Here is a 26,460-nt window from a genome sequence, read left to right as displayed (position 1 = left end):
TTTCAACCGAATACAAAGATTCAAGGAGGTGGTCGGCAACACTCTATCTACAAATTTAAGTATCTCATAAAAATAGATACTCTTGGGTTTATAGGTACATCCCGTCCCTAAAAAACCTAACTTAATCATACGAGGAGGTAGAAATGAATGTCTTGGAAAAATGATTGCTGGAGTTCTCAGAAAAAGCATTGTTGTGATGATTGGTGGAAATCTAAAGAAAAGCATCATTGTGATGATGATTGGAGTTCTCAGAAAAAGCATTGTAATGATGATTGGTGGAAATCTGAAGAAAAGTGTCATTGTGATGACGATTGGAGTTCTCAGGAAAAACATTGTAATGATGATTGGTGGAAATCTAAAGAAAAGTGTCATCGTGATGATGATTGGAGTTTTAAACGAAATAAGTGTCGTTGTAAATGTTTCTTTATTTGTTGCCATTGTAAAAGAAAAAATTGGTAATATTTTTAATGTCAACGTAAAGGAAAAAATATGTCTTTTGGAATCAATCGGGCTTTTCCGGAAAGTTGATCCCTCACCTACTTCCTTGCTTTCGCTGAATTTTTAGGTGGGGGCATTACTGCTCGGCAAATAGCGAGATAAATACTAGGATGTAATATATAAAAAGCTGACTTAGTATAGTCAGCTTTTTATCAATGAATACGTAAAGGTTTAAACCGGCATATAAGCAGTCGCGCTTTGTCATCACCTTGTTGTTGTAAATTAGTATTTCTCCATTGAATAGACATTCCATAATATCGTATTTTGATTAAAACTAAAAAACATACTTAACACCAATAGTAGAATTTTTCTTCTTCATCAACTTCACTTCTTCTCTTTTTATAAACATAAAAAAGGAGCTCTGTTTATATAGAGCTCCTTTCTAATTTTATAATTTACTAGACTGTAACCCTTGAATAAACGGTACTACTTCAGGATTTACAAGTGACGACAAATCACCTAATTCTTTTCCTAAATAAGCTGCTTTAATAACACGGCGCATTACTTTAGAATTACGTGTTTTCGGTAAATCTTCTACAACGTGGATGTCTTTAGGACACAACGCTTTTCCAATATGAGAGTTTACTAAACTCATTAATTCTTTCTTTAATTCTCCTGTGAATGTTACATGATCTCTTAACACTACAAAACAATGACAAACTTCACCTTTTACTTCGTCAGGTACACCAATTGCAGCAGCTTCGATTACATCATTATGTTTCACAAGAATAGATTCATATTCAGCAGGTCCAATACGTTTACCTGCAATATTTAACGTATCGTCTGAACGCCCTGTGATGATATATTGTTCACCATCGTAAATGACCCAGTCACCGTGGACCCATTTATTTTCAAAACGCGACCAATATGTGTTCACGTAACGTTCATCATCTTCCCAGAAGCTTTTCGTCATACCTACCCAAGGTTTCTCTAAGCATAATTCTCCGACTTCATCTTGAATTGGTTTACCTTGATCATCCAGCACGACAGCTGCCATTCCTGGTAAAGATGCGTTAAAACTAATCGGTGCGATTGGCTTAATAAGAACATTACCGAAAATCCCACCAGAGATTTCAGTTCCACCTGAGTAGTTACAGATTGGAACATTTCCTTTTCCAACTGTTTCAAACAGCCACATCCATGGATCAGGATTCCAAGGTTCTCCTGTTGATGCGAATACTTCCAAACTCTTTAAAGAATGTTTATTGACATACTCATCACCTTTTGCCATTAATGCTCGGATTAACGTTGGCGAAATACCTAGATGAGTAATTTCATATTTATCAACTGTCTCCCATAACCGGTCTGCTTCTGGGAAGTCTGGAACACCTTCGTACATAACCATCGTTGCTCCATTAATGAGTGAACCGAATAATAGAAACGGCCCCATCATCCAGCCCATATCAGTTACCCATAATACACGATCACCTTGTTTAATATTCATTCCAAATCCTGCATCAAAAGCTGCTTTCAAAGGAAATCCTGCATGCGTGTGTACTGTTCCTTTCGGCTTACCAGTCGTTCCTGATGTATAAATGAGCATTAATGGATCATCACTTTGCATTTCCTCGGCATGTATGAATGGTTTTTCTTTTTCTAGCGTACTCCACGAAAAGTCATAGTTATGTGGTGTAAAATCATTTCCTGCATGACGAACGATAACAACTTTTTCAACAGTTGGGCAATGTTCACAAGCTTTATCTACTTCATCTTTTAAAGAAACAATTTTACCGCGGCGTGAAAATCCATCTGCGGTAATAATCATTTTTGAACCTGCCGCTTGCACACGTGTCATAACTGCATCAGACGCAAAGCCTGAGAATATTGGTGAAATAATTGCTCCGATTTTCATTACAGCTAGCATCGCAACAACTGTTTCTGGAATCATCGGCATATAAATTGTTACACGGTCACCTTTCTCAATACCCGCGTGTTTCAAACCATTTGCAACACGGCTTACCCAGTTGTCAAGCTCTTCATATGTAAATGATTTTGAAGTTCCATTTTCCCCTTCGTACTGAAGTGCTGGCTGTATTCTCGTCTCTTCATCCGCAAGCCAGCGGGATAAAGCTGATTCTACAACGTTACATGTTCCGCCATTATACCACTGTGCAAACGGTGTACCATTTTCTAAATCTAATACTTCTGTATAAGGTTTCATCCATTGATAGCCAACTGCTTTTTCTGCCTCTCCCCAAAACCAAGCTGTTTCCTCAATAGATTTATTATAAAAAGTTTCATAATCTTCATATCCCAATGATTTCATCCAACCATATAAACGTGTTTTTTCCTTGTACTCTTCTGTTGGAAACCAAACTGCTTGTTTCAATGTTTTCCCCTCCTTAACTTTTTGAGCAAGAAAGCCCTAAATAGGGCTTTTAAACTGGATATACAGGATGTTTACGATCCGTGAATACTTGATATTTACTCATATACATTTCGAAACGTCCTTTTAACTCTTCACGTAAATTGTTTGGATGAACAATACCATCAATCACCATCTCTGATGCTAAATGATAAATATCAATATCTTTCTTATACTCTTCACGTTTTTCAGCAATGAAGCTAGCACGCTCTTCTTCTGGTAAAGCTGCAATTTTATTTGCATATACAGCATTAACCGCAGCTTCTGGACCCATTACCGCAATAGAGGCTGTCGGTAATGCCAGGCAGCAATCTGGTTCAAATGCTGGACCTGCCATCGCATATAAACCAGCACCATATGCTTTACGAACAACGATAGAAATCTTCGGTACAGTTGCTTCACTCATTGCAGAAATCATTTTTGCACCGTGGCGAATAATACCAGCACGCTCTACTTTTGTGCCAATCATAAATCCTGGTACATCCGCAAGGAATAATAATGGAATATGATATGCGTCGCATAAATTAATAAACTTAGCAGCTTTATCAGCTGAATCATGGAATAATACGCCGCCCTTCATACGCGGCTGATTTGCAATAATACCAACTGGCTTACCATCAATACGTGCTAAGCCTGTAATTAGCTCTTGAGCAAATAATTTTTTTACTTCATAGAATGAACCTTCATCAATAACTCTATTAATGAGATCTTTCATATTGAAAGGAGCATTTTGATTTTCTGGAATGATTTGTTCTAACGTTTTATCGAATTGTTTCGGTTCTTGAGGTGTAACCAATGGAGTCTTTTCTAAGTAGTTATTTGGAAAATATGAAATGTATTGTCTTGCTTGTGTAATCGCATCTTCTTCTGTCTTACATAAAACATCTCCGCATCCTGATACAGAGCAATGCATACGAGCTCCGCCCATCTCTTCTAAAGTTACCTTCTCACCGATAACCATCTCAGCCATACGAGGAGATCCTAAATACATAGATGCATTTCCTTCTACCATCATTACAACGTCGCAAAAGGCTGGAATATAGGCACCACCAGCTGCAGAAGGTCCAAATAATAAGCATACTTGAGGAACTTTACCTGATAATTTCACTTGATTATAGAAGATTCTCCCTGCACCACGGCGCCCTGGGAACATTTCTACTTGATCTGTAATACGTGCTCCAGCAGAGTCGACTAAATAAAATAACGGAACACGTAGTTTTTCAGCTGTTTCTTGAATACGTAAAATCTTTTCAACTGTGCGTGATCCCCACGATCCAGCTTTTACAGTAGAATCATTGGCCATTACACACGCAGTACGACCATGTATTTTACCCGTTGCCGTTACAACGCCGTCCGCAGGTAAGCCTGTTTGTTCACAGTTAGCAAATAATGCATCTTCTACATATTCGCCATTATCAAATAGAAGCGCTAAACGATCTCGAACAAATAATTTTCCTTTTGCTCTATTTTGTTCATGATATTTTGGTGCGCCGCCTTGTTTAATCGTTTCAACTCGTTCTTCAAATGTATTCGATTGTTGTTTTTGATCTAACATATTTACTCCCCCTTATACGTTGGTGTGCGTTTTTCCTTGAATGCTTGTAATCCTTCTAATCTATCTTTCGTATGGATTACACCTTCATACGCTTGTTTTTCCATTTGTAATCCGGTATGTAAATCAACTTGAATACCGTTTGAAATCGCTTCTTTTGCTAATCGAACAGCAATAGGTCCATTACTAGCAATTTTCTCTGCTATTTCAATCGCTTTCTCTTCAAGTAAATTAGCTGGTACAACAAATTCTACTAAACCATATTCTTTTGCTTCTTGCGCTGAAATACGTCTACCTGTATAAATTAATTCTTTCGCTCTACCAACTCCAATTAATCTCGGTAAGCGCTGTGTACCACCTGCTCCTGGTATAATTGCAAGTGTCGTTTCAGTAAGACCAAGACTTGCACATTCAGCAGCAATTCTAAAATCACAAGCTAAACTTAATTCCGTACCACCACCAAGTGCGATTCCATTTATTGCAGCAATAACTGGCTGTGGTAATTGTTCAACCATCTCCATAGTAGTGCGAATCATACTAACAGCATGGCGAACTTGTTCTTCATTCATATCGGCACGCTCTTTTAAATCTGCACCAGCACAAAATGCTTTTTCACCAGCACCAGTCAAAATAACTACACGCACGTTTGAATCTTCACTTATTTGAGTTAATATAGTTTGTAATTCATCTAATAATGCTAAAGATAATGAGTTTGCTTGTCTTTCACGATATAACGAAATCTTTACAACGTGAGGTGTTACATAATCAACTGAAATGTTTTGTAATTGTAGCATCTTCTCACCTACTTATCGTTTTATGTTGAAGCGCTCTATACACATGACTCGGTAATTGGATATTTAATTTACTTTGAATAAATTGACTTGCTCTCAATAACTTCTCTTCATCAATATTCGTTTGGACTCCTAACTTATGGAGCATATGTACTAGGTCATCAGTAGCAACATTACCTGATGCTCCTGGTGCATAAGGGCAGCCCCCGAGTCCACCACAAGAACTATCAAACGTTTTAATACCGTATTCTAATGATTTAACTACATTCGCTAGAGCCATTCCATACGTATTATGAAAATGCATGGCAAACTGCGAAGCATCATACTTCTTTAATAGATGTTCTAATACTTGTTCTACTTGTAATGGATTCGCTACACCGATTGTATCCCCAAGAGAAACTTCATAAATGCCGTATGAAAATAGTTGATTACATAATTCGTCAACTGCTGTGACACTTATATCCCCTTCATAAGGACATCCAAATACAGTAGAAACATAGCCTCTTACCTTTTTCCCTTCGAATAATGCCTGTTTTGTTATATCTTCAATTACAACTAACGCTTCTTTAATCGATTTATTAATATTACTTTTATTATGAGATTCACTTGCTGATAAAAAAACATTCACCTCATCTACATTTTGCAAAAAAGCTCGTTCCAAACCATTTTGATTCGGAACAAGCGCAGCATATGTAACATTTGGATCCCTTTTCAGCTCAGAAAATACATCATTTGCATCTGCTAATGCAGGGACCCATTTTGGGTGAACGAATGAGGAAACTTCAACATACGACAATCCTGCTTCTGTAAGTAGTTGAATCCATTTTACTTTATCTTTTGTGCCAACAATCTTTTTTTCATTTTGTAAGCCATCACGTGGCCCGACTTCTTTAATGACAGCAAAATTAGGTAGTTTCAATTCGCTTCCCCCTATATCTCCCTATTCAATTTCTACTAATACATCTCCTTCATTTACAAAATCGCCTTCTTGCACATTAATTTTCATAACTGTGCCAGCTTCTTCTGAAATGATTGGAATTTCCATTTTCATAGATTCCAAAATGACGACATCCTGCTCTTCCTCTACTGTATCTCCTACTCCTACAACAATCTTCCAAACGTTTCCTGCCATCGATGCGTATACTTTCGTCATCATTTTTTCCCCCTTAATATTGTTAAATCTTATTTTTTAACGAGTTGTTTCGTTACAAACCCCGTTGTATAAATACCCTCTTTGAACACTTCGTCTTCCAAAACTTGTAGTAGCATTGGCGTGTTCGTTTTAATACCTTCTACTTTTAATTCTTCTAGAGCATCATGTAATTTCGAAATTGCTTCTTCACGAGTCTCGCCATGTGCAATGACTTTCGCAATCATTGGATCATAGAAAGGTGTAATCGTTACATGATTTTCTAAGAAGTGATCAATCCGTACATTTGACGGTAATGTTAAATCTGTAATTTTCCCAGGTGATGGGAAGAATGTTTTCGGATCCTCTGCATAAATACGAGCTTCAATGGCATGACCACTACGTTTTACATCATCCTGAGTAAATGATAGTTTCTCTCCACTTGCGATAAGGAGTTGCTGTTCTACAAGGTCTAATCCCGTAATTTCTTCTGTCACTGGATGCTCTACTTGTAATCTCGTATTCATCTCTAAGAAATAGAAGTTCTTCTGATCATCTACAAGAAACTCAACTGTACCTGCATTTGTATAGCCAAGTGCTTTGGCAGCTTGTACAGCAACTTCTCCCATCGCCTTTCGTGTACCTTCATCTAAAAATGGTGAAGGTGCTTCTTCGATTACTTTTTGATTTCGGCGCTGTACCGAACATTCACGCTCCCATAAATACACTGTGTTACCATGTGTATCTGCTAAAAGCTGAATTTCAATATGATGCGCATCTGCTATATATCGCTCTAAATACATTTCTCCGTTACCAAAGAAGTTTTGCGCTCTTGTTTTATTACTTTCAAACGCTTTGGTGAGCGTTTGCTCAGTTTCCATCAACTGCATACCAATGCCTCCGCCGCCTGCGGATGCCTTAAGCATTAAGGGATAACCAATTTGTTTTGCAATTTCAATTGCTTCTTCAGCAGTTTCAATATTTGTAGTAATACCTGGGACTACTGGGACATCTGCTGCTTGCATTGCGATACGTGATTCGATTTTACTTCCCATCTTCGTAATGATTTCTTCTGAAGGACCGATAAATACGATTCCTTCTTCTTTGCAACGAACCGGAAAAGACGGATTCTCTGATAATAAACCATAACCCGGATGAATCGCTTCTGCATTTGTCTTCTTAGCTATTTCAATAATTTTTTCAAGGTTTAAATAACTTTCTTGAACACGCGGTCCACCTACTAAGTAAGCTTCATTTGCCATCTTCACATGAAGGGCATTTTCATCTGCTTCAGAATAAATAGCAACAGTGCGTATGCCAAGTTTTTGACAAGTTTTCATAATACGAACAGCAATTTCCCCGCGATTCGCAATTAATATTTTTTGAAACATAGTGATTCCTCCCTTTTATCTACATCCTAAATGTCTAGCAATTACGAGACGTTGAATTTCAGAAGTTCCTTCACCAATTTCTAATAGTTTCGCATCACGAATATGTCGTTCAACTTCATATTCACGCATATAACCATATCCACCATGAATCTGTACTGCTTGATTCGCAATACGGCTTGCTGCTTCCGATGCAAATAGTTTTGCCATTGCCGCTTCTTTGCCGAAAGGTTTATCGTTATCTTTTAACCAAGCTGCTTTATGTACTAAATTGCGTGCTAGCTCTACTTCAGTCGCCATATCAGCTAATTTAAATTGAATCGCTTGGAAATTAGAGATTGACTTTCCAAATTGTTGACGTTCTTTCGCATATTGTAATGCACGTTCAAAGGCTGATTGCGCAATACCAACTGCCAATGCAGCGATTGAAATACGCCCTCCATCAAGTGTATATAAAAATTGTTTAAAGCCTTTATTTACATCACCAAGAATATTTTCTTTCGGTACACGAACACCATCAAGTACGATTTCACAAGTATTAGAAGCGCGAACACCCATCTTATCGTAAGGACTTGAAATCGTTAATCCTTCACTCGTAGTAGGCACGATAAATGCAGAAATACGTTTTCTACCATTCTCTTCAATACCGTTGACAGCGGTTACAATAATTGTATTTGCATACTCTGCGTTTGTAATCCAACACTTCTCACCACTGATTACATACTCATCACCATCTAATACCGCTTTCGTTTGAGTACCACCTGCATCTGATCCAGCATTCGGCTCCGTTAATCCGAAGGCACCTAATGTTTTACCTGACGCCATTGGAACTAAATACTTTTGTTTTTGTTCTTCTGTACCGAAATAATAAATTGGAGAAGCACCTAATGAAATTGTGGCAGCATAGCTTAAACCGGTGCCACCACAAGCGCGACCAATTTCTTCAACTGCTAACGCATACGATACCGTATCGCCACCTGAACCTCCATACTCTTCTGGGAATGGGATGCCTAATAATCCTAGTTCGCCCATTTTTTGAAATGTTTCATATGGAAACTCTGCAGTTTTGTCATAATATACAGCTTTCGGTGCGATTTCCTTTTCAGCAAAGTCACGTACCATTTCTTTAATCATTTGTTTTTCGCGAGTTAGAGTAAATTCCATTCCGCTACACACCCCTTATCGAATATTGAGTTTCGACAGCGTGCGAGTTTCTACTACAAACATAACAACTTAAAAGACAAGAATATTAGTTAGACAATTGCTACAATTCTGTCATAACTTAATTTTAAAACAGATTCTGTACTAATGCACAAAAAAATTCCTACATTGTTCTACAACAACATAGGAGGTTTTGTGTCGAATTATGTAATTTATTGTTTAATAATCTCTACCTTTTCCGGAATCAGAAATTTCTACTAATGCTTCAGGGTATGGTTCGAAATATGTTTGTCTTAATAAATACTTTTCATCAAATCGAATAGCCCATGATTTTAAAATTGTAAGTAAACTACTAAGTGGTATTTTCTTTTCTGCATACTTTTGTAACAGTTCTATAAAATGATCTTTTTCTTGTTTTTTTAACTTTGTTTTAAAATACCCAAAAATGTGCTCGCATACATTTACATTCGATGTATAACGGGGCGCACGTATAAATAATTCGTATAAAGTCTTCTCATAGTTTTCAAATACCACTTCAATCTTTTCATTTTTTTGATTTGCAATTATACGCCCTAATTCCTTTTGTTTCACCTGATTATATGCCATAAATAAATATTTATTGTCCGACTGAAACGATACAAGGTCTTTTATATTTTTACTATGTTTAATCATTTTGTAATATGCGATTGTAAATAGCCTTGTAAAGAAATGCTCTCTAATAATAAAATTCGACAATCTGCCTTCCTCTTCAATAGGAAGATGCGAAAATTTTTTTACTACTGCTCCGCCAAATAAGCCCGATCCTTTTCCCTTTGCTGGCGCTTTTTCAAAACCAGAATAAATTTTCACATCACGCGTACCACAACTTGGTGAACGATTCTTTAAAATAAAACCATCCACATCCGGTATCGTTTGTAAAAAGTCATTTGAAAACTGCTCCATTTTTTCAGTTACATCTTCTCGTGTCGACGGTTGCACAAGTCTATTCTCACCATTTTCTTCTACAATTCGTATCGTTTCACGAGGAGTCCCCAATCCAATCTCGACTTCTGGACAAACAGGTATAAATGTAACAAATGGCTGCAAATTTCGTATTGTTACATCTGGAATCATCTCTCCATTATAACGACAAGCATCAAATTCTAAACATTTACTTACGACGATTGTAGGTTTTGCAAATTGTCGCATCTTATTACCTCCTTATTGCTAGCCCGTATAATATAAATTGTACTAAGATTAACATTTTAAGCAAAGTTTGATTCCTTTATTTTTATGAGAAGTATATATCCAATGATATATTAACAATCATTCAATTCTATTTTCTATAAATGTTCGCCCTATTAATGAGGGTTTAGATATTGTGAAATGAATAATACACACATGCTCCGGAGAAATTAATGATTAAGAAAGGCGGGATTGTTATGAAAAAGAAATTATCATCTATTTTAAGTGTTTTAGCACTATCTATTATGTTTTTAGGTACATCTACGCAAGCTGAATACGATGGAAATAATATGAATAGAGTTAATAACACTGATATTTCAACTCGAGTAAATGACAATAACTTAGACAGAGTTAATAATGATGTAAGAACTCGAAATGTAAATACAACAAATGATTTAAATGATAATCGTGATAAAAATAATAATTGGGCTTGGCTTGGTTTATTAGGACTAGCAGGATTATTAGGTCTTAGAAGAAGAGACAAAGAAACACGCTGATTTAGAATGTTTTTAGTAAACAAGTACTTATTTATCAAAAATATATAATGAAAATAAATCGCCTTTTTAAAGGCGATTTATTTTTACTTAAAAGTAATGTATGTAATTCACACTTCAACGATTAAAATCGTGGAGTTAATCCATACAATATAAATTGAATCGTATTTTCAATTTCCGCTTCATCATTCCATTTTTCTTCAGGCAATAATAAAAATCGTGTTAATAATAAACCTAATACAGCTGATAAAGTAAGACGTAGTACGGAAGATGGTGGTATCTCAATAATTTCCCCTTCTTCTTGAAATTTCACAATCAACTTTTTGAAATGTGAAAACAGTTCTGTTTCTACTAATTGCTGTATTTCATTTTTTAGTTCTGGTTGGAATGGCACCTCTTGAATTAATATTTTTATCATAGGAAAGTGTTTTTGAGCAAATTTAAACCTATTATGAATTACAACCCTTAAAAGTCCTTCGTATGATTCATACTCCGATTTAAATATTTCTTTTGCAAAGGTTTGTACGAAAAATGGTGCAGCGAACTTAGTTAAAGTTGGCATTACGACCGCTAGTAATAAATCTTTTTTCGTCTTATAGTAGCGGAAGATGGTTCCTTCCGCTACACCAGCACGCTTTGCAATTTCACTTGTTGAAGTTGAAGCGTATCCTTTTTCTCCAAACATATCAACAGCCGCCTCTAATATTCGCATTTGACGTTCATTTCGTTTATCCGTATTAGTTGCAGCTATTAATTCCTCCAGCCAATCCTTCTGCATTTATAAAGCTCCTTTTTGTCATTATTATATTTTGCGATGTTTCTTTAAAGCAAATACATTTCCTACTGCAAATAATAGTGAAAAAAGTAATAATACAGTAAGATCTAATGCAATCTCTGTAAACCCTTGATTCCGAATCATCACTTGTCTCATTGCGTCAGCGCCGTATGTGAGTGGAAATACTTTCCCTAACATTTGTAGCCACTTATTCATAGATTCCATTGGAAACAATCCAGAAAAGAAGATTTGTGGCACAATAACAAGCGGTATAAATTGAATCATTTGAAATTCATTATTTGCGTATGCCGATAAAAACGTACCTAATGTTAGTGCAGTTAAAGAGAGCATACATGTAATAAGTAACGTTAGCCATATGGAGCCAGCTACGTATAAATCTAAAATATAAACGGAAAAACTTACGATAATAATGGATTGTATAAAGGCAAAGATTCCAAAACCAATAATATAACCTGCGACTATTTCCCATCTTCTTACTGGGGTGGATAATAACCTTTCTAGCGTACCACTTAAACGTTCTCTTACGAAAGATACACCTGATAATATAAATACAAAGAAAAATGTAAAGAAACCAATTAATACAGGACCAAGCCCATCAAACATCATAAAGTCTTTAGAGCCATGTAAATAATTTACTTCAGGTTTCATAATCGATACATCATTCTTCTCTGTGCTTTTTTGCAATACTTGAAGTACAGCACGATTTTTTGACGAATCACTACCTTCCAACAGAAGTTTCATTTTTCCATTCTCTATTCGAAATACTGCATCTACCTTTTGTTTTTCCAACTCAGAAATCGCCTTTTCCTTACTGTATTCATAAATTGACGCTTCTTGATTTTTCATCACTTTTACTATTTGAGCGGGCATATCAACAACAGCAATTTGCGGTATATAGTCTTTCTGTGTAAACACTAGTGACAAAAGCCAAAGTAATAACATCGGTGCTCCAAACATCATTGCTAACGAACGTTTATCTCGAAAAAATTGACGAATAATACGAATGATTACACCAGTAACTCTCATGATGGCACCACCTCTTCCAGCAAAAAGACATCTTCAATCCGTCCAGATGACACGCGTTTTTTCAATTCTTCAGTTGTTCCAACCGCAACTAATTTCCCTTCTCTAATTAACCCTAGACGCTCACAAAATTCAGCTTCATCCATAATGTGCGTCGTTACAATAATCGTTGTACCTTTCTTTTTAAGATTATAAAATTTTTCCCAAATCGTTTTTCTAAGAAGCGGATCTATCCCCACTGTAGGCTCATCTAAAATTAATATTTCTGGTTCATGGAGGAGTGCTATTGCTAATGATAAGCGTTTTTTCATTCCACCTGAAAATTGTTGTACTTGCTTTTTCATATACTCTGACAATTGTACAAGTTCAAAAACCTCTGCAATTCTTGTCTTTTTACGTTTTCCTTTTAGTCCATACATCGTTGCTATAAAATCTGCATTTTCATATGCTGACAATTCTTCATATAATGCATCCGCCTGGGCCATATAACCAATTCGTTTCATTTCATTTAAATTAGGCATATTAGTATTATTAACAAGCACTTCACCTTTCGTTGCCTCATTAATACCTGCAATCATTTTAATGAGCGTTGTTTTCCCCGATCCAGAAGGTCCAACAAAACCAAAAATCTCTGCTTTTTCAACTTGCAATGAAAGATTGTGTAACACTTCTTTTTTCCCAAAACTTTTTGATACAGTCTGTAAAATAATTGAAGGTTGTTGCACGTTTCATCCTCCTTTTCCAATAAAATGAGTGAGTACTCACTTTTATTTTACCCTTGCTTAATTATATGTCAAACTTCATTGATTAGTATGTATGTTCAATCAACGATATGAAACAATGAAACAGAGTCGACATTAGCATTTCATTTCCTAAAGTCGACTCTGTTTCATTTAAACTATAAATTTCACTTTACGTTTTTAAATTCATATACTTCCGAATTCTAGCAACGTCTAAAGAATATTCGATAACTAATTGCTGTAACGGTAAAATAATTGTGTCAGGATATAAATGTGCATATTGTAATGTTTCTGCATATTTTTCTAACCTTTTTTCTAAATACTTTATTATTTGATCAGGATGACTTACTAATAAACATTTACAATAATAATGGATTTGTTCCTCAATCGCCGTGTATTCTTCAATTTCATATTCTTTATGCATGTGTACACCCCTTTAAGTTTTTTATATGAATTACTTATCACAATTTTCACTCGACAAATTTTAAGTTTTTTGATTATTTACACTATAACAAACACTCAGGGTCAAATTTTGTTACTTTATGTAACGTAGAAAATTTTTAACAAAATTGTAATGTTAACTCCTACAAAATACATAAAACACCTTTACTCATTATTGTATAAAAAATCGTACAACTTAATTTAGCTGCACGACTACAATCTCTGGCCTATTCAAAATTCTTTGCGGAATGATACTATTTCCTAATCCTCTACTCACTACCATTGATGTATTTTGTTCTACATATAAACCTGCTGTATATTTAGGTAAAACACCTTGATTTGGAGCAACTAATCCACCGATAAATGGCAATCTAACTTGCCCTCCATGAGCATGTCCCGATAAAACCAAATCCAATCTCTCATTCGTATATTCCTTTATAAATTCAGGCCTGTGGGATAATAATACATTATATCTATCTGGCTGCATTTCAATTTTTGCTTTTTTAATTTCATCTATTATAATATTTCCTTCATCACGGTTTCCAGTACCAAACTCTGGATCATCAATACCTAGCAAGTTTATCTCTTGCTCACCCTTTCGAATGCCTACATGTTCATTCCTTAAAACATTGACACCATATTTCTTCAACTCTTTTTCTAAACTGTTATACTTTCCAGACCATTGTTCATGGTTTCCTGTCACAAAATATACAGGATACTTCTTTACAATTTCTCGTATTAATTGCATACTAACTTCTGCATCATATGATTTACTGTCAATTAAATCACCCGTAATCGCAATAATATCTGGATCTATGCTTTTAATTTTTTGAATTAACACATCTTGATTATCGCCAAATTGTTTATTGTGTAAGTCTGAAATTTGTAGAATTTTATACCCTTTAAAAGAGGAGGGTATTTTACTAGAAGTTATTTTAACCTCAGTTATACTTATTAAATTGTTCTGTAAATATAAAAAGATAATACAAACTACTAATGTAGCAATAAGTAATACACTTCTTTTAATCTTCTTGCTCATATTCCCTCCTAAAACCTTAATCAGTACTACAATTCTCAAAAACATTCCAATAGATTTCTCTTTTTTTATCTAACGGTTCTCTTTTAAAGTGAAATCGATTTAACTACGATAATCAAGTACAAGTTTCTATTACAGGAATTGAAGAACTTATATCACTCTGTTGAAGTAAACATGCCCGGTTCTGTTCTAATCGTAACTCTATCATATAACATTAAAGCCGAAATTCCCAAGTTAAGGAATTTCGACTTTTTGAGGTCGTATGAATATCTTAGTTTTAGTTCTATGTACCTTGCAGTTGTACATCTTAGTACATACCATTTGTCTATCTATATGTGATGAGTTTTTTATCTTCTTCAATAATCAACTATGTATAAAACATTTAACTTAGTTAATACCCTTAATGGATATCATGCTTTTTAAAGTTTCCGCCTTGTACTTCCGCAACATCATATACAGTGACAAAGGCATTTTCATCAATTTCATGAATAAGTGCCTTCATTGTTTCTAAATTTTAAAATTATGAAGCGTCATTCCATTCAGACTTCAATATTGAATATTGATATACATCAATCCACTGGCCTTTTAGCATGTAATTCTGCAATAAATGACCTTCTCTCCTCATCCCCACTCGTTCTAGTACAGAAATAGACTTATTATTTCGAACGTCCGAAAATGCAATCACCTTATGTTTTCCTAATGAATGAAATATGTAACTCAATAAGGCACAAACAGCTTCAGTTGCATAGCCTTTTCCCTAATATTCTGGAGAAAGAGTAAATCCGATTTCTACGATGCGAGGTTCATTTACAAACGTTTTAGCCTCATGATATTGATAATTAACCCATGACTGAAATTTAGCCACTTCTGAATTAGAACGATAAAAATGAAAGTAGTTAGTGTCATCAATACTAAACCTTCTCAAAACAAGACAATCTGTTCTCCAAAAGACTTGATTGTCATTCTCCATAACTATTCACCCTCTTTTCTACATTAATTATATCTTTATAATACATAGGTATAAATAGTTTACATGCTTATAAAAAAGCGATTCTTTTCACATTAAAAAGAATCACTTTCCAAGTTCTTATTTTTAATTATATTACATAAAGAATTGAAAGATTATTACTTAAGAGCCTTAACTATAACTTCCGTTGCCTCTGCAATGAGTTGATTATCATAGCTAGCCTCTTTCTCATCTTTACTAGATAAAATTGCGATGATAATTGGTGCTCTATTCGGAGGCCAAACGATAGCAATATCATTTCTTGTCCCGTAACTGCCAGCACCTGATTTATCTCCAACTACCCAGTCAGTTGGTACGCCTGCACGAATAAGTTTGTCCCCTGTAGCATTTCCTTTCATCCACTCTGTAAGAATTTTACGTTTTTCAGCTGGAAGTGCATTTCCGACCGTAAAAGCTTTAAGATTCGTAGCAATTGCTTTCGCTGTACTAGTGTCACGAATGTCTCCTGGAATAGCTTCGTTTAATTCTGTTTCAAAGCGATCAGACATAGTAACCCGATCCCCCATCTTTCTAAGCGCTTTTTCATATCCTTTAGGTCCGCCTATTTTATTAAATAAAATGTTCCCTGCAGTATTATCACTTGAACGAACAGCAGCCTCAGCAATTTCTCCTAGTTTCATTCCAGTATCTACATGTTTCTCTGTAACAGGTGAATAATCCACTAAGTCTTCTTTCGTAAATGTGATTACTTCATTTAATGTATCAATTGAGTTTTGCTGTAGTAATACTCCTGCTGCTAAAGCCTTGTAGGTTGATGCGAAGGCAAATCTTTCGTTAGATCGATAAGAAATTGTTTGATTTGTACCAGTATCAATCGCATATACACCTACTCGAGCATCAAATTTTTTCTCAAGTTGAGAGAACTCTTTATGCGTCGCCTGATTTTTATGTTTCACTTGTCCAGTCTTTTCTTTCGCTTCAACTTGCAGTGCCCCTCCTGTAAAAGCTTCTAGGCTTGTAATACTTAAACCTAATATACCAACGCATATTCCTATTTTTAGCATCCTCTTATTTTTCAAAATCATCATTCCTTCCAAATTTTTAGCACCTTTTTATACGTACACATAATAGACAATCACCGAACCAAATTTGTTCCATAAACTAAAAAAATTATAGCTAGTATGAGAGTTATTAACAAAATAAGAGATAGTAGCTACGACGCCTCTATCTCCTATTTCATATTTCATTTTTTTACTTATAAATGGCTTTATATGAACAGGTTCTTTCCCTGAGAAAAGTACTCTAATTTTGCTTAGAACTACCTGTACTAGTAGCTTCACCATGTATACGTTGCTGTTTTAAATCAAAGTATACATCTAATACTTCCTTTCCGATTATAGAATTAATTCCATTTTTATCATCATGAAGCCATGGAACTACTACGGAAAATGCTACTTCTGGATTATCATATGGAGCATATCCAACTAACGTTAAGTTGTAACATTCCATACGTTCTCCTTTTGCATTTCTGCCAATCGGGTCATCTCCACCATATACAGTTTGGGCTGTTCCTGTCTTTCCTGCTGGCTTATATGGCGCGTTTTTGAAATACTTCACGCCAGTTCCATCACCTTCTTGGAATACCCATCTAAACCCTTCTTTTATCCGATCGATATGTTCTTTCTTCATATCAATTCGATTTAATACGACAGGCTCTATGGAACGTATAACATTGCCAACCTCTTCTTTTATTGATTGTTCTCGTATTTCTTGTACAATTTGAGGTTGCATTCTATAACCACCATTCGCAATCGTTGAAATATATTGCGCTAATTGCAACGGCGTATACGTATCATACTGACCGATAGAAAAATCTAGTAAAAACCCAGGTTGACTATCTACTTTTCTCGTTTGTCCAATTATTTCATTCGGTAAATCAATACCTGTTGGGACACCTAAACCAAATTGCTTAAAATAATAGCGCATCTTATCAAATGCTCCTTGTTTAATATCCAATGAGCCATTTGGTACGTAATTAACTCCCGCAATTTTTAAAGCTGTCTGGAACATGTATACATTCGAAGATACTTGTAAAGCCCGTAAATCATTAATATTACCAAATCCGGATACATTCCACGATTTCTTAGCTTGTGTACCTTTAAATTTCATCGGCGCGTCATAAAATTGATCTCCTGGATGTATTGCGCCTGTCTCATATCCAGTTAATAAAGTAGCACCTTTTACAGCTGACCCTAGCTCATACGAAGTTGTCATGTTTCCTAATGCCAAATCCTCAACCTCTATTTTCCCTTCTTTTTCTACAATCTTTTTGCCTGCCATTGATAAAATTTGTCCGTTATTTGGATTCGTCATGACAACAAAAGCTCGATCGAGCAGTGGCTCTGAACTCTTAAAAGCTCTCAAGTTTTTCTCTATACTTTCTTCCACTTTCTTTTGTAATTCCATATCAATCGTTAATGTTAAACTATTACCACTTTTTCCTTTAGAGATTATTTCTGTGCTAACAATGTTTCCTGATTTATCAGTAATATTTTTCACTTCTTCTTTTGTGCCGTGTAATACATCTTCATATCGTTGTTCAATATAACTTTTTCCAACACGATCATTACGGTTATATCCACGTACTAAATAAGAATCTAAATTTTCTTTCGGTAATCCTTCTTCACTACTCGTAATATTTCCTAATACAGAACGAAATAAATTACCGTTTACATAATTACGTTCCCAATCAACAGTTGCATCTACTCCTAGAAAATTCGCAAGATTTTCGCTTATCCGCGCATACTCTTCATCTGTTACATCTTTTTTAATGATTTGTGGTGTTAGTTGATAACCTGAACTCATTTTACTTTTAATAGCTAACACCTTTAAATCTTGTGCTGTTAATTCTGCTAATTCTACCTCTGTAACACGACCTCGTCTTAAGTCTTCTATTTTTTTATCTAACTCTTTTCCCTCTATACCCTTTTCTTTAAACCTTTCTATATCTTTCTTAGTAATCTTTGTCTCCGCACGTTTCGAATTCAACTGCATCCAAAAATCTTTTTTATCGATATCTGTTAATTTATTTATATCTTGTTCAGGCATTTCAAGTACTTTCGCCAAGTCTTTTGCTGTTTTTAAAATATCTTCACTCGTAATTCCCTTCACCCTTGTATACGTAATTGTGCGAAGAGATTTATTATTAACAACTGTTTTCCCTTCTCGATCTAAAATTTGTCCACGTGGAACTGGAATACTAGTTATTGCATTTTGACTACTTTCCACTTGGTTCTTATAAGCCTCTCCCTCAACGATTTGTACCTTTCCTAGCTGCATAATAATAGCTGAGAATAGTACAAATATGCAAAGGAACATTATATTTAATCGAATAGATATATATGTCTTCTGCTTCTTGCCTTTTTGTTCTTTCATAAATCCTCCATTTAATCCTTTCAGGAATTGCTACAAATACTAAAAGCATTCCTTATATATTAGATACCGATAATCGGTTATAAATATCGCCTCAATTTTTTGATTAATCCTTGTAAGCAACCATTCCTTTTCGTTTAGCTACGGCATTAATAACTCTCCCTTCTTGTTTTCTCTCTATTTTTTTGCCGCTTGCATTAGAAGTGCTAAACTGTATAATGACTCTTATTAAACTTACATATAGACTTGCTAGTAAATTTTCATGCTAATTATTCCTTTCTTCATGCTTTAATACTTAATAGACAACCTAAACAATAAAGTTGTTCCACATTTACAAAAAAAATAATTAAATATAAGATGAAATAGGCTACATAAGGGAGGGTTATATGTTACATACAAAAAGATGGAGATTTTTTGCGGTTCTTTCTATTGTAGGTTTGATTTTACTAATTTTATTAAAAATCAACTTCATTTCAATTACTATCGCAACTTCTTCAGCTGAAAGAGGAAAGATTTTTGATCAAAATGGTGTAATACTAGCTACAAATAAGAAAGTTAAGTCTCTATATTGCACTTCTAATGATGAAAAGTTATCAAAACAAGATACATCAAACACATTAGCTTTTTTTAATCAATTTTCAAGCGAGTTTCAACATGATATTTCTACAGAGAACATAAAATCTCAATTACAACAATCTTGTAAAAAGCAGACTATGAATGATATACCGTTATACTCTGATATAACTGAGAATGAACTTGCATTCATAAACAAAAACAAACCCAATAATGTAATAATTAAAGATGAATGGATTCGGTATTATCCTAAACACGAAATTGGTTCACAGGTAATTGGGTATGTAGAAAATGACCTTAATTCAAAGCATATGGCTGTTGGAAAAAGCGGGATTGAGCTGCAATATGAAAATGATTTAAAAGGAAAACCAGGTAAAACTCTTATTTTTAAATTGAATAATAAAAAGTTCTTATGGAACATTCAAAAAGTACAAAAAGGAAAAGATGTACGGCTAGCTTTAGACTTTGAGTTGCAGCAAAAAGCAGAAGAAGCATTAAGATCTCAAATTAAGAAAACACCTGATGCTAAAGCTGGTTATGCTGTAGTGAGCGATGCAAGAACTGGCGCGATTTTAACTATGGTCAACTCGGCAGTTTTTGATCCAAATATATTAAATACACATGTATCTTCTAGAAAAGAAAACATTAAATCTCTTTCGCAAAATAAAGCAATTCAAAAATTAAAGTATGGTGAATCTTATGTAAATATGGCTTCTACTATAAAACCACTTACTATTTTAATTGGATTAAACGAAAAGCTTTTCCAACCCGAAGATACTTATTTAGATAAAGGGACTTTTCAGTATGATAATCAAAATAACATTACGAATGCACCTGGAACGCCAACAGGTGAGATTACACCGAGGCAGGCTATCATTAATTCATCTAACACATTTATGACAGCAAAAGTAGCTCTGCCCCTATTCAACCAAAATAATGGGAATATAGAAAAAGTGGCACATATATGGACAGATTATTTAATGCAATTCGGCCTACGTTCTAAAACCGGGATTGATTTACCCTTTGAAGAAGACGGACAATATGAATTCCATCCATCTAATAAGTTTGAAAATGGGATCTCCGCTTTATTAAACGCCTCTTGGGGAGGAAATGAAGTGCATACCTCTCTTCAACTCGCTCAATATGCAGCAACTTTGGCAAGTAAAGGTGATAAATATAAACCTCAAACTGTAAGTGCAATTATTAGTCCGGACGGTAAGGAAACAAAAAAGTTTAAACCAATTTTAGAAAGTTCAAATCGTTACCCGATGAACTTTTGGAGTGTCGTGCAAGGTGGAATGAGTCAAAATATAGAGGAAATTAAAAAGTTGCCCTTTGACGTCGCAGGTAAAACAGGTATTACAGGTTTTCCAAATGAGCAAGAAAGAATGATAAATCATTCTCTTTTCATTGCATATGCTCCTACCGAAGATCCACAAATTGCCGTTTCTGTCGTTATTCCTGGTAGTAATTCAGAAAAAAACATCGCTGCTCTCGTTACATCAGAAATTTTAGAGTCTTGGCATACACTTCAAAAAGAGAATAAAAACAAAGAGGAAGGTTCATTAAAGTGAACCTTCCTCTTTTACCAAATAGAATCTATATTTATTATTTTCCATTCACCATTTTCATTTTTTTCGAACATAAATGAATACTTAATATCAGTTAAAACATACTCTTTTTGTACGTATCCAGTATTGCCATTAATTGTCGATATTTTTATATATCCATCATTTTGCACTTTTTCTGGAATCCAAGCTTTTACCATTTCATTAGATATTTCATATAACACTTGTGATTCTCGTTTTGGTTCAGCTAAAATTTTCGTTTTATTTCCAGTAACCGTTGCATATATAAAATGCGCTTGCTTTGGTTGGTTACTTTCTGTCAATCCACTTGGTACTTTGTATACTTTTTTTGTATCATTTGCAAACTCTCCCCCCATTGTAAGGGCGACTTGCAACTCATGAAAAATATCTTCATCAAACTTCAGTTCATCCTTCTTATAACTCTTCCCTTTAAATAGAACTTCATCATTTAACGCTTTGTACAAGTCATTTTCATTTTTTGAGTTCGTACTTTGATATAGTTCATTCATAAATTGTTTTAATGATGGATCTTGAGCAGACTCATCTTTTGTTTTAGGCTTAATTTGAGTACTACTTTGTACTGGTGATTTATTATCATCAAGCCAAGGTTGTTGAACAATGAAAAATAACATTGTACAAACTAAAACAACTACAATAGGTAATGCTTTTTTACGAAATGGTCTTTTATGTTTTACAAAATCCACTTCATTATTTTCGTATATAGACTGCTTTATTTTAGAAATAAATTCTTCTTCATCTTTACGATTCTCCATTGGGCCTTTTTTTATTTTTCTATACCAGTCAGGATTTTGTTTATTGTTCATCACTACTACCCTCCCCTATTAATTTTGAAACCTTACTTCTCGCTCTACTTAATCTCGATTTTACAGTTCCAATGGATACTCCTAATGTTTCAGCCATTTCTTCATAAGATAATTCATATTTTGCGTCCAATATAATTATTTCACGCTGCTTTTTAGGTAGTTCTAATACAACCTTCCACACATCATTCATTTCTTCTTGCTTAAAAAATTCTTGTTCTGCTGACAGGGATTGCTTATCGTCACTAAAAAATCCTATTAAAGATATCCTTTTAAAATAAGAGGATTTCAAATAGTTTATTGCCGTATTTCTTGTGATTTTTAATATCCACGTTTTAATAGATGACTCCTTTCGAAATGAATTCCAATTTTTAAACACCTTTATAAATACATCTTGCGTGATATCATCTGATAAGTGTGGATCTTTCGTAATAATAAATGAATAATTCCATACATCTTGCCAATAATCTTTTATAACATAGTCCAGCTCATCATGATTACACTTTTCAATAAACGTCTGTTCCATTTCCACACCTCAAACTTATTTGAATAAACATAAGACTGCCCTCACTTTTTTATTATGGTTTCAATATATAGACAAGATACAAGTTTCATTTGTTCCATTGTTTATCTTTTTCAGGCAGAATAATACTACTAAAAAACAAGTAAAGCATACAATGATAAAAATCCACTCACAACAATCTGTTTTTTTGAATTTAATGTAGCACTCCACTTGTCCATTTCAATTTGCTATCTCCTTCTATTTACCATTAGCAATGCCAACTTTTCAGAAATGAAAATTAAGATAAGGCATTAACTTTCTAGAGTCGCAGCAAAAAAGCATTCTCGATTAGAAAGAATGCTTTTTTGAAATTTAATTGTTCTATATTTTCCCCAATGTATATCTTTGAGTTAAGCAAACATGTAATAAATTTAGTCAAAAAATTCACCTTATAATTAAGTATTATTTCTGAAATACATGTTTTACTTTTTCACCTGGAACATTACTTCCTCCTCTTCCTTTTACATCTTCAATCATCATTGTAACAATCATGTCTGGCGCATTTGCATCGAAAGCTACGAACCATCCCAGTTCTTTTCCGTCTGCTTCTTTCGACTCTTTCAGTTCTGCTGTACCAGTTTTACCAGCAAACGTTACACCATCAACCTTTGCAACTCTCCCTGCACCATCAGGGTCATTAATGACTTTGATTAATGCACTCTTTAATATCTCTTGATTCTTTTTAGAAACCACATTTTCTTTCCAATTCCCTGCTACTTTTGCTTCTTTTAAAAGATGTGGCGACGGAATATTCCCTTCATTCACAATCGGTGCATATGTTAATGCTAAATGAAGTGGCGTCATTAATACTTGTCCTTGTCCATAGCCCGTGTCTGCTAGTTGAATATCGTTTTTTATCCCATCTTTTGCAATGATTGAAATAGGAAATTCGTATTCGATTGGTAATTTTTCATGAAATCCGTACTTTTTAAATTCCTTTACATACTGATCTTTTCCCATTTTCAAAGCTTGTTGAGCAAAATAAATATTATCAGAGTACTTCATTGCCTTATCAAAATCAATTGGACTTGCATCCTTTACACGCGTTACATAGTAATTTCCCCAAGATGAATCTTTTGTCCACTTCAATCCTTGAATTTTAAATTCTTCCTTCGGATTTATTGTGTTTGTTTCCAAACCAATTGCACCTGTGATCGTTTTAAATACGGAACCTGGTACAAATGCTTGTGTAAAGCGATTCGTCATTGGTAGTTTCGAGTCGTTACTCCATGCTTCTCGTTGGGCTTTCGATGCTCCTCTAACTATTATATTTGGATTATAAGCAGGGCTACTTACAAGTGCGATTGTTTCACCTGTTTTAGGATTGACCGCTGCACTAGACCCTGCTTCAGTTTTCATCTCATTAAAGATTTTTTCTTGAATTGCAGCATCAATTGTTAACGTAACATTTTCTCCTTCTTTTGCTTCTTTTTTTGCTACGTTTTTAATCTCTTTCCCCTTCTCATCTTCTATAAATACGCGTCCACCCTTTTCACCACGCAATTTATTTTCTAACACTTTCTCTAAACCGGTCTTACCTACTAAATCATCTGCTTGATAACCTTGTTTTTGAAGTGATTTTAACTCCTCCGCATTCACCTTTCCTATATATCCAGTTAAGTGTGCCGCTGCTTCACCTAATGGATACGTACGAATATTTACTGGGCGAGATGAAACTCCTTCTAATTCAATATAATCATTCTGTCTGGTTCCCTCTTTTAAAATACCAATTGGTACAAAGGAGTCTGGTTTTATCCATTTTGCTGTGAGCTTTTGTTCGACCTCTTCTATAGACATATCAAGTAATTGTGCTACTATTTTTTTCGTTTGCACTGCTGTTTCGCCTAGTTTCTCTGGAATAATTCCAACCTCAGTTGCTTTACCATTAGTTGCAAGCCCTTTTCCATTGCGATCATATATTTCTCCGCGTTTTCCTTGCTCTATTTGCATACGTACTTTGTAATCTTTTTTCATACCTGGGAAAATGAAGTCTGGTGTCCAATCTATTTTCCAAGATTCTTTATCTTTCACAAGTTTTGCTTCGTGGATGAATGAAACTGGTCCTACATCCGTATCCATCTTAACTTCAAAAAGAAAAAGCTCTTTATCTTTCGTATTCTCTCCTTTCATTTTAACTTTTAAATTCTTAGCTCCAATCCCCTCATAGATTTTTTGATATTTTTCTGTGAATTCTTTTTTAGAAATCGATTTTTTTGCATGATCTGATAAATGATCATACATATTTGCAAATTTTTTATCATTCCATAAATTGATATATTCTTCAAATGCTTGTTTTGGCGGTTCGTTTTTATTACATCCTACCAACATAACTGCAACACAAACGAAAAGCAGCATCCATAATTTTTTCAATTCAATCTTCTCCCTTATTTAAAAATGATGATTCCTTTCTTAATTTATTTAATAGAAAATGTTTTAACGCTTAATAGACAGTGTAAGTAATGACATTGTTCCATATTTTAAAAAAATAGACCTAATTGGAATTCATCAGAAATTAATAGATACAAAAAAACGCCATACTTTCTGTAAATTTCTACAAAAAGAATAGCGTTTTCTTATTTTATCTTTCTATATATGCTATACCGTGAGCTCCTTGATTTACAGAAGGATCTGCATTTCGATCTCCTGGATCAACTTCAATGGTATGAACATTCTTGTAATTAACTAAATCTAATACACTTATTGTCCCTGATCTAAGGTTAGAAACAAATCCAACCGTTCCGTCCGTAGAAGAACGCATTGTAATTGGGAGTAAATCTACTTCCATTGTACCTAACACATTTAACGATTCTCCATCAAGAACAGAAACATACCCTGGTGCTGGAGAAAACATATTTCTTGTTCTCTCTCCATTCTTATTCTGAAAACGCGTATGTCCTACCAATACTTTCCCATCATTCGTTACATGAACCGGAGTAATTAAATCTGAAAATGATTTTGTCTTTATAATTTTATCGGTTTCTGTATTAATGATGCTAAGTGTAGGTTGCTCCTCTTTGTAGTCTCCAAGTAAACATGGTGAAGGGATGTAAACTCGATTACCTTTAGGAGAAATAGCTAGTTCTTCACTACCATTGGGCATAGATACTTTTCCAATTAACTCCTTATCATGTGTATCTAAAACCGATATAAAGGGCGCCTCTTTATTAGAGGAATATCCTTTTGTACCATCTGGAGTCGTAACAAACCAATGTGGACCTGCTGCTTCTGTATAGATTCTATCTAGCACTTTTCTCGTGTTAGGATTAATAATTAAAATTCCTCCTTCACCAGATTCAACACTTACATACAATAAGTCTTTTTTTTCATTATAAACTAAACCATGTGGTGCAAATTCCGGCGAGATATCAATGATATCAATTACTTTAAATTGATCAATATCGATAACTAAAATTTCATGGCTTTTTTCCGGATTATTTCTATAAAAACCTGAGCGATAAGTAATACTTACATATAACAATTGACGCTTAGAATCGAAACATAATTCATGAGGTTCTGTAACTGGAGAATCTATAACCCCTATTCTTTCAAAATTTTTCGCATTGAAGAAATGGATTTGATTACCGCTGGAGTTAACGACCGCCAAAATAGGATTATTTTCTTTAAAAATATTCATTAATTAAACCCTCCTTGTTATTTGTTCCAAATTTCTTAAGTTCCATAGAAATCAGCATATTTAAGTAATTTGTATTATTACTAAGACAAATTATAAACAATTTTCACCTCCTCGTATGATAAAGTTAGGTTTTTTAGGAAAGGGATTTACCTATAAACCCGTGAGTATCTAGTTATATGAGATACTTATATTTGTAGATAGAGTGTTGCCGACCACCTCCTTGAATCTTTGTATTCGGTTGAAA

At 34.5% G+C, this 26,460-nt stretch carries 22 protein-coding genes and 2 pseudogenes; 3 read left to right on the top strand and 21 right to left on the bottom strand.

The genetic code is table 11. The features are described from left to right. Window positions 1-160 precede the first annotated feature (160 nt). A complete protein-coding gene (locus CQ064_RS31695; protein ID WP_000560140.1) occupies window positions 161-565 on the top strand; it encodes a hypothetical protein in 405 nt (134 codons plus the stop codon). A 321-nt stretch (window positions 566-886) separates the two neighbouring features. On the opposite strand, the gene CQ064_RS31690 is transcribed toward CQ064_RS31695, so the two are convergent. From CQ064_RS31690 to CQ064_RS31655, 8 genes are all read right to left on the bottom strand, one after another. Beyond that, entirely contained in the window at window positions 887-2,827 is a 1,941-nt protein-coding gene (locus CQ064_RS31690) for an AMP-binding protein (protein WP_000806479.1), read from the bottom strand. Window positions 2,828-2,876: 49 nt separating this feature from the next. Next, on the bottom strand, window positions 2,877-4,418 hold the full coding sequence (locus CQ064_RS31685) for an acyl-CoA carboxylase subunit beta (protein WP_000886758.1): 1,542 nt from the start codon (window positions 4,416-4,418) through the stop codon (window positions 2,877-2,879). 2 nt (window positions 4,419-4,420) lie between these two features. Beyond that, entirely contained in the window at window positions 4,421-5,209 is a 789-nt protein-coding gene (locus CQ064_RS31680; protein WP_000939813.1) for an enoyl-CoA hydratase, read from the bottom strand. A 4-nt stretch (window positions 5,210-5,213) separates the two neighbouring features. Then, entirely contained in the window at window positions 5,214-6,125 is a 912-nt protein-coding gene (mvaB, locus tag CQ064_RS31675; RefSeq protein ID WP_000775435.1) for a hydroxymethylglutaryl-CoA lyase, read from the bottom strand. Between the two features lie 21 nt (window positions 6,126-6,146). Then, window positions 6,147-6,362: an acetyl-CoA carboxylase biotin carboxyl carrier protein subunit gene (locus CQ064_RS31670; protein WP_003270585.1), complete on the bottom strand. Its 216-nt coding sequence runs from the start codon at window positions 6,360-6,362 to the stop codon at window positions 6,147-6,149. Between the two features lie 26 nt (window positions 6,363-6,388). Continuing rightward, window positions 6,389-7,726, bottom strand: a complete 1,338-nt coding sequence (locus CQ064_RS31665) for an acetyl-CoA carboxylase biotin carboxylase subunit (RefSeq protein ID WP_000486742.1) — start codon at window positions 7,724-7,726, stop codon at window positions 6,389-6,391. Window positions 7,727-7,741: 15 nt separating this feature from the next. Then, window positions 7,742-8,887 carry an acyl-CoA dehydrogenase gene (locus tag CQ064_RS31660; protein ID WP_000397279.1) on the bottom strand — a complete coding sequence of 382 codons (1,146 nt, stop codon included), beginning with the start codon at window positions 8,885-8,887 and terminating at the stop codon, window positions 7,742-7,744. Window positions 8,888-9,103: 216 nt separating this feature from the next. Then, window positions 9,104-10,072, bottom strand: a complete 969-nt coding sequence (locus tag CQ064_RS31655; RefSeq protein WP_001248642.1) for a YbgA family protein — start codon at window positions 10,070-10,072, stop codon at window positions 9,104-9,106. Window positions 10,073-10,305: 233 nt separating this feature from the next. On the opposite strand from CQ064_RS31655, the gene CQ064_RS31650 reads away from it, so the two are divergent. Beyond that, a complete protein-coding gene (locus tag CQ064_RS31650) occupies window positions 10,306-10,605 on the top strand; it encodes a WGxxGxxG family protein (RefSeq protein ID WP_000728157.1) in 300 nt (99 codons plus the stop codon). 121 nt (window positions 10,606-10,726) lie between these two features. Here the strand turns inward: CQ064_RS31650 and CQ064_RS31645 are convergent, their stop codons facing one another. From CQ064_RS31645 to CQ064_RS31605, 9 genes and pseudogenes are all read right to left on the bottom strand, one after another. Then, window positions 10,727-11,380, bottom strand: coding sequence for a TetR/AcrR family transcriptional regulator (locus CQ064_RS31645; RefSeq protein WP_001168191.1), 654 nt, complete (start codon window positions 11,378-11,380; stop codon window positions 10,727-10,729). A gap of 24 nt (window positions 11,381-11,404) precedes the next feature. Next, a complete protein-coding gene (locus tag CQ064_RS31640) occupies window positions 11,405-12,424 on the bottom strand; it encodes an ABC transporter permease (protein WP_001266724.1) in 1,020 nt (339 codons plus the stop codon). Then, window positions 12,421-13,146 (bottom strand): ABC transporter ATP-binding protein, encoded by a 726-nt coding sequence (locus CQ064_RS31635; RefSeq protein ID WP_001187058.1) that lies wholly within the window; start codon window positions 13,144-13,146, stop codon window positions 12,421-12,423. The genes CQ064_RS31640 and CQ064_RS31635 overlap by 4 nt, the downstream gene beginning before the upstream one ends. A 187-nt stretch (window positions 13,147-13,333) precedes the next feature. Next, window positions 13,334-13,585 (bottom strand): hypothetical protein, encoded by a 252-nt coding sequence (locus tag CQ064_RS31630; RefSeq protein WP_000548620.1) that lies wholly within the window; start codon window positions 13,583-13,585, stop codon window positions 13,334-13,336. 213 nt (window positions 13,586-13,798) lie between these two features. Next, window positions 13,799-14,641, bottom strand: coding sequence for a metallophosphoesterase (locus tag CQ064_RS31625; RefSeq protein WP_000037687.1), 843 nt, complete (start codon window positions 14,639-14,641; stop codon window positions 13,799-13,801). Between the two features lie 397 nt (window positions 14,642-15,038). Further along, window positions 15,039-15,140: pseudogene (locus CQ064_RS31620) on the bottom strand (DUF2179 domain-containing protein); the annotation flags it as partial. Window positions 15,141-15,158: 18 nt separating this feature from the next. Next, window positions 15,159-15,608, bottom strand: a pseudogene (locus tag CQ064_RS34380) (GNAT family N-acetyltransferase). Window positions 15,609-15,763: 155 nt separating this feature from the next. Beyond that, entirely contained in the window at window positions 15,764-16,690 is a 927-nt protein-coding gene (bla, locus tag CQ064_RS31610; protein ID WP_002152885.1) for a class A beta-lactamase Bla1, read from the bottom strand. Window positions 16,691-16,907: 217 nt separating this feature from the next. Continuing rightward, on the bottom strand, window positions 16,908-19,040 hold the full coding sequence (locus CQ064_RS31605) for a peptidoglycan D,D-transpeptidase FtsI family protein (protein ID WP_000662991.1): 2,133 nt from the start codon (window positions 19,038-19,040) through the stop codon (window positions 16,908-16,910). Window positions 19,041-19,423: 383 nt separating this feature from the next. On the opposite strand from CQ064_RS31605, the gene CQ064_RS31600 reads away from it, so the two are divergent. After that, on the top strand, window positions 19,424-21,184 hold the full coding sequence (locus CQ064_RS31600; protein WP_000903339.1) for a peptidoglycan D,D-transpeptidase FtsI family protein: 1,761 nt from the start codon (window positions 19,424-19,426) through the stop codon (window positions 21,182-21,184). An 11-nt stretch (window positions 21,185-21,195) separates the two neighbouring features. On the opposite strand, the gene CQ064_RS31595 is transcribed toward CQ064_RS31600, so the two are convergent. The 4 genes from CQ064_RS31595 to CQ064_RS31580 all read right to left on the bottom strand — a co-directional run bounded on the left by CQ064_RS31595 (window position 21,196) and on the right by CQ064_RS31580 (window position 26,216). Continuing rightward, window positions 21,196-22,023, bottom strand: a complete 828-nt coding sequence (locus tag CQ064_RS31595; protein ID WP_001060759.1) for an SH3 domain-containing protein — start codon at window positions 22,021-22,023, stop codon at window positions 21,196-21,198. Next, window positions 22,013-22,546: an RNA polymerase sigma factor gene (locus CQ064_RS31590; RefSeq protein ID WP_000438328.1), complete on the bottom strand. Its 534-nt coding sequence runs from the start codon at window positions 22,544-22,546 to the stop codon at window positions 22,013-22,015. Before CQ064_RS31590 ends, CQ064_RS31595 begins: the two co-directional genes overlap by 11 nt. Window positions 22,547-22,984: 438 nt before the next feature. Continuing rightward, window positions 22,985-24,952, bottom strand: coding sequence for a penicillin-binding transpeptidase domain-containing protein (locus CQ064_RS31585; protein WP_000737777.1), 1,968 nt, complete (start codon window positions 24,950-24,952; stop codon window positions 22,985-22,987). Between the two features lie 208 nt (window positions 24,953-25,160). Next, window positions 25,161-26,216, bottom strand: a complete 1,056-nt coding sequence (locus tag CQ064_RS31580; protein WP_001019968.1) for a YncE family protein — start codon at window positions 26,214-26,216, stop codon at window positions 25,161-25,163. Between the last annotated feature and the right edge of the window lie 244 nt (window positions 26,217-26,460).

Origin of the sequence: Bacillus sp. MYb78, from assembly GCF_002975115.1 — a bacterium.
Taxonomy (GTDB): Bacteria; Bacillota; Bacilli; order Bacillales; family Bacillaceae_G; genus Bacillus_A; species Bacillus_A cereus.
This window is presented reverse-complemented; position numbering and strand designations above follow the sequence as displayed.